Source organism: Stackebrandtia sp. (genome assembly GCF_035643755.1).
GTDB lineage: Bacteria > Actinomycetota > Actinomycetes > Mycobacteriales > Micromonosporaceae > Stackebrandtia.
The window spans coordinates 1-10,158 of sequence record NZ_DASQPW010000207.1; the positions used below are offsets into that span (position 1 = coordinate 1).

At 68.3% G+C, this 10,158-nt stretch carries 12 protein-coding genes; 6 read left to right on the forward strand and 6 right to left on the reverse strand.

Annotation, left to right across the window (positions count from 1 at the left end; translation table 11 throughout):
• The 3 genes from VE172_RS16065 to VE172_RS16075 all read right to left on the reverse strand — a co-directional run.
• Positions 1-809, reverse strand: an 809-nt coding sequence (locus VE172_RS16065; protein ID WP_324802942.1) for an ATP-binding cassette domain-containing protein, incomplete at its 3' end; no start/stop codon positions are given.
• Positions 810-870: 61 nt separating this feature from the next.
• On the reverse strand, positions 871-3,159 hold the full coding sequence (locus VE172_RS16070; protein ID WP_324802943.1) for a DEAD/DEAH box helicase: 2,289 nt from the start codon (positions 3,157-3,159) through the stop codon (positions 871-873).
• A 39-nt stretch (positions 3,160-3,198) separates the two neighbouring features.
• Positions 3,199-3,684: a Rieske (2Fe-2S) protein gene (locus tag VE172_RS16075; protein WP_324802944.1), complete on the reverse strand. Its 486-nt coding sequence runs from the start codon at positions 3,682-3,684 to the stop codon at positions 3,199-3,201.
• Between the two features lie 150 nt (positions 3,685-3,834).
• On the opposite strand from VE172_RS16075, the gene VE172_RS16080 reads away from it, so the two are divergent.
• From VE172_RS16080 to VE172_RS16100, 5 genes are read left to right on the forward strand one after another with little or no spacing between them, the layout of a single operon-like run.
• Entirely contained in the window at positions 3,835-4,389 is a 555-nt protein-coding gene (locus VE172_RS16080; RefSeq protein WP_324802945.1) for a sigma-70 family RNA polymerase sigma factor, read from the forward strand.
• A complete protein-coding gene (locus VE172_RS16085; protein WP_324802946.1) occupies positions 4,386-5,057 on the forward strand; it encodes an anti-sigma factor family protein in 672 nt (223 codons plus the stop codon). Before VE172_RS16080 ends, VE172_RS16085 begins: the two co-directional genes overlap by 4 nt.
• Positions 5,058-5,111: 54 nt before the next feature.
• Positions 5,112-6,095: an ABC transporter ATP-binding protein gene (locus VE172_RS16090; RefSeq protein WP_324802947.1), complete on the forward strand. Its 984-nt coding sequence runs from the start codon at positions 5,112-5,114 to the stop codon at positions 6,093-6,095.
• On the forward strand, positions 6,092-6,871 hold the full coding sequence (locus tag VE172_RS16095; protein WP_324802948.1) for an ABC transporter permease: 780 nt from the start codon (positions 6,092-6,094) through the stop codon (positions 6,869-6,871). The genes VE172_RS16090 and VE172_RS16095 overlap by 4 nt, the downstream gene beginning before the upstream one ends.
• Before the next feature lie 5 nt (positions 6,872-6,876).
• Entirely contained in the window at positions 6,877-7,677 is an 801-nt protein-coding gene (locus tag VE172_RS16100) for an ABC transporter permease (RefSeq protein ID WP_324802949.1), read from the forward strand.
• Positions 7,678-7,748: 71 nt separating this feature from the next.
• Here the strand turns inward: VE172_RS16100 and VE172_RS16105 are convergent, their stop codons facing one another.
• A complete protein-coding gene (locus VE172_RS16105; protein WP_324802950.1) occupies positions 7,749-7,889 on the reverse strand; it encodes a hypothetical protein in 141 nt (46 codons plus the stop codon).
• A 223-nt stretch (positions 7,890-8,112) separates the two neighbouring features.
• A complete protein-coding gene (locus VE172_RS16110) occupies positions 8,113-8,784 on the reverse strand; it encodes a TetR/AcrR family transcriptional regulator (RefSeq protein ID WP_324802951.1) in 672 nt (223 codons plus the stop codon).
• Positions 8,785-8,872: 88 nt separating this feature from the next.
• Here VE172_RS16110 and VE172_RS16115 point away from each other — a divergent pair, with 88 nt between their 5' ends.
• Positions 8,873-9,457, forward strand: a complete 585-nt coding sequence (locus VE172_RS16115) for a TIGR03086 family metal-binding protein (protein ID WP_324802953.1) — start codon at positions 8,873-8,875, stop codon at positions 9,455-9,457.
• Between the two features lie 23 nt (positions 9,458-9,480).
• On the opposite strand, the gene VE172_RS16120 is transcribed toward VE172_RS16115, so the two are convergent.
• Positions 9,481-9,825, reverse strand: a complete 345-nt coding sequence (locus tag VE172_RS16120; protein WP_324802954.1) for a DoxX family protein — start codon at positions 9,823-9,825, stop codon at positions 9,481-9,483.
• Positions 9,826-10,158 lie beyond the last annotated feature (333 nt).

Here is a 10,158-nt window from a genome sequence, read left to right on the forward strand (position 1 = left end):
GGCTCGTCGGCGATCAGGGCGTTGGCCGCGTCGATGCGGAAGCGGGGCTTGGAGGTGCGGGCGGGCGGGCCGCGCCGCAGCCAGGCCAGCTCCTTGCGGACCAGGTTGGAGCGCTTGTCGGCCTCGACGGCGGCGATCCGCTCGCGTTCGGCGCGCGCCAGGACGTAGGCGGAGTAGCCGCCCTCGTATTCGTGGACCGTCCCGTCCTGGACGTCCCACAGGCGGGTGCACACCTCGTCGAGGAACCAGCGGTCGTGGGTGACCACGGCCAGCGCGCCGCGGCGCTGCCTCAGGTGGGTGGCCAGCCAGGCGATGCCCTCGACGTCGAGGTGGTTGGTCGGCTCGTCCAAAAGCAGCAGGTCGTGTTCGCCGATCAGCAGGCGCGCCAGGGCGACCCGGCGCCGTTCGCCGCCCGACAGCGGGCCGACGGCGGAATCCAGGCCGTGGGACAGCCCGGGCAGGTCGAGGCCGCCGAACAGGCCCGTCAGCACGTCGCGGATCCTGGCGTCGGAGGCCCACTCGTGTTCGGCCATGCCGCCCAACACCTGGTCGCGGACGGTGACGTCGGGGTCGAGGTCGTCGCGCTGCGCCAGCAGCCCCACCCGCAGGCCGCCCGAGTGCGTCACCCGCCCCGCGTCCACGGGCTCGGCCCTGGCCAGCACCGACAGCAGGGTCGTCTTGCCGTCCCCGTTGCGCCCCACCACGCCGATGCGGTCGGCCACGGCGATGCCCAGCGACACGTCGCTGAGCAGGCTGCGATTCGGGTACGCCTTGGCGACGGCCTCAAGATTGACCAGGTTGACGGCCATCAACGCGCTCCCAGATTCCACACGGCGCCCAACGATACCCGTGCGCCCCGGCGCGGCGCGGTCACGGCTTCGCCGAGCCGAGCACCAGGTCGAGGACCGTCAGCGCGCCCGCCTTGTCGAGCGGGTCGTTTCCGTTGCCGCACTTGGGGGACTGGACGCAGGACGGGCAGCCGAGCTCGCATTCGCAGGCGGCGATGGCCCCGCGGGTGGCCGACAGCCAGTCGCGCCAGGCGGTGAAGCCGCGTTCGGCGAAGCCCGCGCCGCCGGGGTGGCCGTCGTAGACGAAGACGGTGGGCGCCTCGGTGTCGGCGTGGCCCGGGGTGGACAGGCCGCCGATGTCCCAGCGGTCGCAGGTGGCCACGAGGGGCAGCAGACCGATGGCGGCGTGCTCGGCGGCGTGCAGCGCCCCCGGAATGTCGGTTTTGGACACCCCGTGGTCGGTGAGGGTGTCGCGGTTGAGGGTCCACCACACCGCGACGGTGCGCAGGGTGCGCGGCGGCAGGGCCAGCGGCACCTCGTCCATGATCTCGCCGCCGGGCAGCCGGCGGCGCTGGTAGGCGACCACCTGGTTGGTGACGTCGACGTCCCCGAAGTACAGCGCGACGGGGCCGGCGTCCACGTAGCGCCGCACCTTCAGCACCGCCAGATCGGTGGTGCTGCGCGGATACGTCGACCATTCGGGGCGGGCGGGGCGGACGAACGCGCAGGCGTCCTCCTCGTCGAGCGCCTCCACCAGATAGGACGATCCCTGATGGAGGTAGATCGCGCCGGGGTGCACCAGGTTGTGGGCCGAGCCGGTGTCCACGGTGCCCAGCAGCTCGCCCGAGTCGGTGTCCACGACCTCGATGGGGGCGCCCGTGCTGCCGCGCAAACCGACCTCGGGGCGCTCACGCGCCGTGTAGTACCAGCCCGTGGATCGCTTGCGCAGCAGGGTGGCGGCGGCGAATTCGTCCATGAGGGACCGCGCCGCCTCCCCGCCGAACAGCTCGACGTCGTCGGCGCGCAGCGGATTCTCGTACGCGGCGCACAACAGGTGCGGACCCAGAATGTACGGATTGGACGGATCGAGCACGGTCGCCTCGACGGGCCGCGAGAACACCGCCTCGGGATGATGCACCAGATACGTGTCGAGCGGGTCGTCGCGCGCCACCAGGATCGCCAGCGCGGGCACCTCGCCGCGCCCCGCGCGCCCCGACTGCTGCCACAGGGAGGCCAGGGTCCCGGGGTAGCCGCACAGCAGGATCGCGTCCAGCCCCGCGATGTCGATGCCCAGCTCCAGCGCGTTGGTGGCCGCCACCCCCAGCAGCGCGCCGTCGCGCAGGTCGTTCTCCAGGGCGCGGCGGTCCTGGCGCAGATAACCCGAGCGGTACGCCGCCACCCGCGACGCGCGTCCCGTGCCCGCCAAGGATTCCCGCGCCAGCGAGCTCACCAGCTCCACCCCGCGCCGCGAGCGCACGAACGCCACGGTGCGGACCTGCCGCGACACCAGATCCGCCAGCAGCTGCGCGGTCTCGGTGAGCGCGGACTTGCGCACCGGCGCGTCGTTCTCGCCGCTGGAATCGGGCAGCAGCGGCGGTTCCCACAGCCCGAAGGTGATGCCCGGGTGCGGCGAGGCGTCGTCGGTGATCGGCTTGACGTCCACCCCCAGCAGCCGTGACGCGCCGTGCGCCGGGTCGCCCGTGGTGGCCGACGCGGCCACGCACACCGGGTCGGCGCCGTGGTGGCGGGCCAGCCGCCGCAGCCGCCGCAACACCAGCGCCACATGCGATCCGAACACCCCGCGGTACGCGTGGCACTCGTCCACGACGATGTATCGCAGCCGCCGCAGCATCCGCGACCAGCGGTCGTGGCGGGGCAGCACCGCGTGGTGCAGCATGTCGGGGTTGGTGAGGATCAGGTTGGCGTGGCGCTCGATCCACCGCCGTTGCTCGTACGGGGTGTCGCCGTCCAGCACCGCGGGCACGCACCCCGGCGACCCCAGCGCGGCGATCCCGCGCAGCTGGTCGGCGGCCAGCGCCTTGGTGGGGGAGAGGTACAGCGCCACCGCGTCGTCCGCCTCCGCCAGCGCCGACAGCACGGGAAGCTGGTACGCCAGGCTCTTTCCCGAGGCGGTCGAGGTGGCCACCACGGTGTGGACGCCGTCGCGCACCTGCTGCGCCGCCACCGCCTGGTGCCGCCACGGCCTCTCGATGCCCTTGGCGGCCAAGGCGTCCCGCACCTCTTGGGGCACCCATTCCGGCCAGTCGGCGAACACCGCGTCGCGGGCGTCGGAGGCGTGGACGTGCCGCAGCGGCTCGCCGTCGCGGTACACGGCGAGCCGCCGCAACAGGTCCGCGGGCGCCAGGGTCACAGCGTCGATGCTGGCACACCCGTGCGACCGCCGCGGAACCTAGGCCTGGTAGACGCCGCCGTTCTTCACCGTGACCTTGACCTTCTTCAGCGGGCTCGCGGCCGGCCCGTGCTCCACCGAGCCGTCGGCCGCCTTGAACTGCGAACCGTGCTTCGGGCACGTGATGACGCCGTCCTTGGGCGCGTTGACCTTGAAACCCTCGTGGGTGCACGCGCGGTTGAACGCCACGACCGTGCCCTTCTTCGGTTGGGTGAGGATCAGGCTGCCCGCCGCGATGCCGCCGCCCACGGGAATGTCGGCGACCTTGGCCACGGCCTTGTCCTTGTTGTCGTCCTTGGAGTCTTGTTTGTCGCCTTCCCCGCCGGACGAACCTGTGTCCGAGCTGGAACCACAGGCCGCCAACACCGCCGCGGCGGACACCCCGAACGCGCCGCACAGCAGGCCGCGTCGTGAAGTCCGCGCCACCTGAGCGGCGATGTCCGCGGCGTGCCGGGCCGTGGCGGGGGAGAGCTCACGTTCAGTCATTTGCCATCCATCCATGTGTCGATCTGCCGGGTGGCGGTGGCCACCCGACACTCACTACGGTGGGGGACGGCAAAAGGTTCACCGCCGATCGCGAATCGGCCGCCGAGAGTGCGTAGTCTGGGTCGCGCCGGGCGGCGATAGGGACGCAGCATGACCAACGAGAACGTCGCACCAGGTCAACCGGCCGCTGCGGCGGACGAACAACTGATCCACGCCTTGCACGCCGAGTACGCCCCCGCCTTGTGGCGCTACGCGTTGCGCCTGACCCGAGGCGACGAGGCGCGTGCCCAGGACGCGGTGCAGGAGACGCTGCTGCGTGCCTGGCGTCACTCCCGGACGCTGAGCGGCTCGGCGCAGCACGCCCGCCGCTGGCTGTTTCGGACGCTGCGCAGCCGCGTCATCGACGAATGGCGATCCCGGGCCGTTCGTCCCGAGGTGCTCACCGACACCCTCCCGGAACGGGAGGAGGAGGATAATGTGGATAACGCCTTGCGGGGGCTCGTCGTCCTTGAGGCGCTTCGCAAAATCAGCGCGGCACACCGCGAAGTGCTCCTGGAGTGTTTCTACGGTGGACGCAGCATCAGCGAGGCGGCCGGACGGCTCAAGATCCCGCCCGGCACCGTCAAGTCCCGTCTCCACTACGGGTTGCGGGCGATGAAGCTCGCGCTCGAGGAAGCCGGTGTGGTCAGCGAGGAGAGTCAATGAGCTGTCAACACCAACACGATGCCGCCGCCTATGTGCTGGGTGCCCTTGACCCCGAGGAGATCGCGGGCTTCGAGGAACACCTGCGCGGCTGCGACGAGTGCCGCGCCGAGGTGTCCGAGCTCGGTGACCTGCCGACCCTGCTGGCCCGCGCCCCCGTCGAGGACCTGGAAACGGTGCTGCCGGAACCCCCCGACAACCTGCTGCCGCAGCTGGTCACCCGGGTGAACCGCGACCGCCGCCGCCGCAGGCTGCGCTCGGTCCTGGTGGCCGCCGCCGCGGTGGTCTGCTTCACCCTCGCGGGCGTCACCGTCACCGCGCTGTGGCCGACGGCGCCCGCCACGAGCACCGTCAACGCCAGCCTGAAACCCGTTGCCACCGTTGACATCTGGGGCACCGCCGACCTGACGGAGCGCAAGGAGGGCACCCTGATCATGTTGGAGTGCGACCACCGCGCCGACGCCGACAAGAAGCCCGAGCACCCCAAGCAGTACTCGTACCGCCTGGTGGTCACCAACAAGGCCGGCGACACCGACGTGGCGGGAAGCTGGCTGGGCGACAGCGACGGCTCCACCACGGTCAACCTGTTCACCCGCTGGAAGCCCAGCAGCATCAAGGTTCTCGAGGTCCAGGACCTCAAGGGACACGCCATGATGCGGTGGAGCGCTTAAGGATCGGCGCCATATTGCGTTGCCCGATTGGCGCGGCGCGGTTACGTTGTGCCAATGCCCTTGATCGAAACCCGCGACCTCGTCAAGGAGTTCCGGCGGCTGCGCCCCAAACAGGGCCGCTTCGCCGCCGTCCGCAAGCTCTTCAGCCGCGACTACGAGGTGACCCGCGCCGTCGACGGCGTCGACTTCGGCATCGCCGCGGGCGAGCTGGTGGGCTACCTGGGCCCCAACGGCGCGGGCAAGTCGACGACGATCAAGATGTTGACCGGCATCCTCACCCCCACCTCCGGCGAGGTCGTGGTGTCGGGCGTGGTGCCGTGGCGGCACCGGCAACGCAACGCCCGCAACATCGGCGTGGTCTTCGGCCAGCGCACCCAGCTGTGGTGGGACCTGCCGCTGATCGACTCGTTTCGGCTGATCGGCAAGCTCTATCAGGTCCCCGACGCCACCTACCGCGTCAATCTGAAGCGCTTCGTCGACCTGCTCGACATGAGCCCTTTCGTCGACACCCCGGTGCGGCAGTTGTCTCTGGGGCAACGGATGCGCGGCGACCTGGCCGCGGCCATGCTGTACGAACCGCCCATTTTGTACCTGGACGAGCCCACCGTGGGCCTCGACGTCATCGCCAAGGAACGCATCCGGGAGTTCATCGCCGACCTGAACGCCGAAAGCGGCACCACGGTCATCCTGACCACGCACGACATGGACGATGTGGAGCGACTGTGCAAGCGGCTGCTGCTCATCGACCACGGGAAGGTGCTGTACGACGGCGCGGTGGATCCCTTGAAGGAGAAGTACTCCCCGCACCGCGAGCTCATGGTGCGCCTCGCCTCGCCCGCCGAGGTGGCCGTCGCCGGGGCCAAGGTGGTGCGCACCGAGGATTCCCGCGTGTGGCTTTCCTTCGACCCCAAGAAGGTCCGCGCGGCGGCCCTGATCGCCGAGGTGTCGGCCGCGTACGACGTCACCGACCTGTCGGTGACCGAGCCCGACCTGGAGGACGTCATCAGGACCATGTACGCCGAACGGCGGGTGCCGTGAGCGTTCGCATGGCGTACCTGGGGATGCGCTTCAAGGAGACCTGGGCGTATCGCATCGAGATCCTCATGTGGGTGCTGAAGCCGATGCTTCAGCTCATCCTGCTGGCGACCGTGTGGCGCGCGGTATACAACGGACACTCCAGCATGGATGGTGTCCCGCTGGTCGTCATGACCACCTATGTCTCGCTGTCTGCGATGCACACCCTGCTCATGCAGGACAACATGCCCGACTGGGTGGAGGAGCGGGTCCGCGACGGGCTGATCGGCGCGGACATGTTGCGGCCCATGAGCTTGCTGGAACAGGTCGTGTGGGGAAGCGTCAGCCAGGTCATCATGAAGCTGGTGCTGCTGGTGTTCGTCATCCCGGTGGCGGCGATATTCAGCGGCCTGACCCCGCCGGCGGCGATCGGGCCGTACCTGGTGGCCGCGCTGCTGGGCTGGATGATCAACACCTGCCTCATGATGCTGATGTCGGCGGTGGTGTTCTGGACGCTCGAGATGGGCGGCATGACGTTCCTGTACTACACGATCAGCGGCTTCCTGTCCGGCGCCCTGGTCCCGCTGTGGTTCATGCCCGGCTGGCTGGCCGGAATCATTGGCGCCCTGCCGTTCCAGGCCACCGTGTACACCCCGGTGGCCATCTACGTTGGCCAGATCGGCGGCGGCGCGGCCTGGCAGGCCATCGGGGTGCAGGGGATCTGGCTGGTGCTGCTGGCGGCCCTGGTGGCGCTGGTGTGGCGCTCGGCCGAGCGGCGCGTCGTGGTGCAGGGGGGTTGAGCGCGATGTGGTGGCAGCTTCGCGCGGCGGGATACCTGTTCTCCGGGGCGATCCGGGGGATGGCGCAGTACCGCGCCGACGTCGTCTTCACCGTCCTGGCGGGGATGTTCTATCAGGTCACCACCTTCCTGGCGGTGTGGGTGATCCTGGCCCGCTTCCAGGCCGTCGCCGGTTGGGGCATCAAGGAGATCGCGCTGCTGTACGGGATGCGGGTGTTCTCCCACGGGCTGTGGGTGTTGCCGCTCAACCAGATGCACCAGCTGAGCCGCTACGTCCAGGAGGGGACCTTCGATCGCTTCCTGGTGCGCCCGGTCAATCCGTTGGTGCAGCTGATGTTCACCCGGGTGCGGTTCAACGCCCTCGGCGACCTGCTGGGTGGCGTCACCCTGATGATCGCCGGGCTGTGCATGGTCCACATCGACTGGACGGTGTGGAAGGTGATCTATCTGGTCCTCGGTGTGATCGCCGGGGCCATGGTGGAGGCCGGAATCCAATTGGCGTTGTCGTCGTTGTCGTTCCGGTTCGTCAAGGCGGCGCGGGCACGGTACACGGTGGACGACCTGTTCAACATGTTCGGAAACTACCCGGCCCGGATGTTCGGTTCGGTGGGGATGTGGACACTGACGCTGATTCCGGTGACGTTCGTGGCGTACCTGCCCGCCACGGTGTTGTTGGATCGGGTTGGCGCCGAAGGCATTCCGTCAATAATCGCCTACCTGTCGCCGATTGTGGGACCAATGGTTTTCATTTCCGGTTATGCGATCTGGATGAGCCGACTTCGTGACTATTCGAGTACCGGAAATTGATCCGGGCACAAAAAAGCGGCGACCGCGCCATCACTCCCCGATGACGCGGCCGCCGCGGCAGGTAACTGAAGTTAGCTCTTGTGCGAACGGCGGTGCCGTCCGTGGTATCCCCGGGGCCGGGGTGAGGCGCCGAGGTGCTCGGGGCTGACACCCACGGGTTGCAGGACCGTGGTGGCGTCGTCGCTCGGCACGGGCGCGAGATTGGTGCTCATGATTGATCCCTCCTTCTCATGCCGCCTTCGTTTGCTCTCCCTTTCGGCGGCATGTCTAAACAGTACGACGGCACCCCGCTATTCCGCCAAGAAGTTTTGACAAGCATCACTGCCGGGAACAAAAAGACCCGGGGGCCGCCACCTGCGGATTTACCCGCGCGTTTCCCGGGCGTTACCTAAATCGGCCAAGATGATGCGCGTTCGTGATCATCTATATGGACGGCTAACTCTTTTTGGGGTGAACGGAAAGTCGCCGCCGCGTCGCGTCATCGACACAAATGGTGGCCAGCCGTTCCCGGATGGTTTGGCGGGCCCGATCAAACGCGCTGTTGTCGCCGTGTAGCCGACTGTATAGATTGGACGATCGAATGACGGAATCCAATTCGAAGATGAGCTGTTCGGGATTTCCGCCGCCGTCGAGTTGGCCGTTGTCGAACGCGATGGCCGCCTGATCCCGCAGCACCGTCAGCCAGGTGGCGTGCGCCGCGGCGATGGCGTCGTGCACCCGGCCCGGCCGCGCGTTGAACTCCGCACCCACCGTGGAGAAGAAGCAACCCCCCGCGAACAGCGAGCCCTCCAGCGACGCCAGCCACCGATCACAGTACGTCCACAGCCGAACGACGCCCTCCGGCTCCCGCTCGGCGGGGACGATCACCTCGGCGTGGATGCGCCGCACGGCGGTGGAGATCGTCGCGAGCTGCATCTCCTCCTTGGAACCGAAGTGGAGGACCACGCCGCTCTTGCTGATACCCAGCTCGCCGGCCAGCCGCCCGATCGACAACCCCTCCAGCCCCTCGGCGGAGGCGAGGTCGACGGCGAGGTCCAGGATGGCGCGCCGCTTGGCGTCGCCGCGCACCACGCGTCCGTCGAGCTGGGGAGGGGTTTCGTCGGTCACGAGTTCCAGTCTGCCCCACCCGGTTGGGGGGCGTCTCCTATCGCCACTAAAGTACATGAACGATCGTTCGTTTTGTTAGGAGACTCTCATGGACCACCGGTCATCACTGCGCCGCTCCCAGCTCGAACTGGGCCGTCACATCTCCACGCTCACCGACGCCCAGCTCGACCTCACCACCCCCTGTCAGGACTGGACGGTGCGCGACCTGCTGCGCCACGTCACCTCCAACGGCTACGCGCTCGCCGCCGCCTTCGCCGACGAGAAATACGACGCCGACACCGATCCCCGCCTCGACGGCGACCTGCGGGTCTGTTTCATGGAGGCCGCCGACCTGGCCTGGTCGCACGCCAGCCAGGAGTCCAATCTGGAACGGCTCATGGAATTCGCCGGGGCCGACCGCCCCGGCTGGTTCCGCGTCTCGTTCCAATTCCTCGACGGTTTCGTGCACATCTGGGACCTCGGCAAGGCGATCGGTGCCGACCTTCCCCTGGACGCCGACCTGGTGGAGCAGTGCTTCACCATCGCCGAACTGATCCCCGACGACTCCTCGGTGCGCGGCCCCGGAAAGCCGTTCGGCGAGAAGGTCTCGGTACCCGCCGACTCCCCCGCGGCCGACCGCCTCATCGGGTTCTCGGGACGCTCCCCGTCCTGGAGCGCCCCGTCCTCCAACTAGGACGAACCCGGCCACCCTGGCGCTCACGCCAACAGCCGCAGCGTCAGGGCGGCCACCCCCATCAGCCCGAACCCCGCGGGCAGAACGAATCCCCGATCCTTCGCCCAGATATGGGTGTAAACGGCGCACACGAAGAACTCGATGACCCCGATCGCGGCGGCGACCGCGATCCACTCCATCCAGTACCCCACCACCAGACCCAAGGCACCCAGCGCCTTCAGGCCCCCCAGGGTGTTCACCCACGACAGCGGCACCCCGCACCGCTCCATGTTCTCGATGACCCGCGGATACCGCGCGAAACACGCGACGGCCGAGAACACCAGGGCCACGATCAGAATCAGGCTGACGACAAGATACGCGACGTACATCGCTCATCACTCCATTGAGTACTTCGGTGTATGTGGAACACATCAAGACCGACGTACCGCCGCTAAAGCTGACACCCAACCCCCAATCTATGGCCTACATCACATTTGCCCCCGGCCTGCCAGCGCGCCGAGCTTGGACGCCCGTCCCGTGGCCGTGAGCGCGGGGCGCTGCCGATCATCACCTTTTGATGTAGACAAAGTAGTCAGGAGCGGCGAAACCCGGAACCTTCGGATTTACGGCAATGAGGTTTCGTGAGGGTCTTTTGGGCCTCTAGTAGGCGGTTTTACAATCCTGAGCAAATTTGCCGCTCGACCCGGATGGGTCTCCTGTTG

Excerpts from the sequence above, each read along its gene's own strand:
- VE172_RS16105 (WP_324802950.1), bottom strand. The coding sequence starts at position 7,889 with ATGAGCACCAATCTCGCGCCCGTGCCGAGCGACGACGCCACCACGGTC.
- VE172_RS16115 (WP_324802953.1), top strand. The coding sequence starts at position 8,873 with ATGGACCACCGGTCATCACTGCGCCGCTCCCAGCTCGAACTGGGCCGT.
- VE172_RS16080 (WP_324802945.1), top strand. The coding sequence starts at position 3,835 with ATGACCAACGAGAACGTCGCACCAGGTCAACCGGCCGCTGCGGCGGAC.
- VE172_RS16120 (WP_324802954.1), bottom strand. The coding sequence starts at position 9,825 with ATGTACGTCGCGTATCTTGTCGTCAGCCTGATTCTGATCGTGGCCCTG.
- VE172_RS16090 (WP_324802947.1), top strand. The coding sequence starts at position 5,112 with ATGCCCTTGATCGAAACCCGCGACCTCGTCAAGGAGTTCCGGCGGCTG.
- VE172_RS16085 (WP_324802946.1), top strand. The coding sequence starts at position 4,386 with ATGAGCTGTCAACACCAACACGATGCCGCCGCCTATGTGCTGGGTGCC.
- VE172_RS16100 (WP_324802949.1), top strand. The coding sequence starts at position 6,877 with ATGTGGTGGCAGCTTCGCGCGGCGGGATACCTGTTCTCCGGGGCGATC.
- VE172_RS16075 (WP_324802944.1), bottom strand. The coding sequence starts at position 3,684 with ATGACTGAACGTGAGCTCTCCCCCGCCACGGCCCGGCACGCCGCGGAC.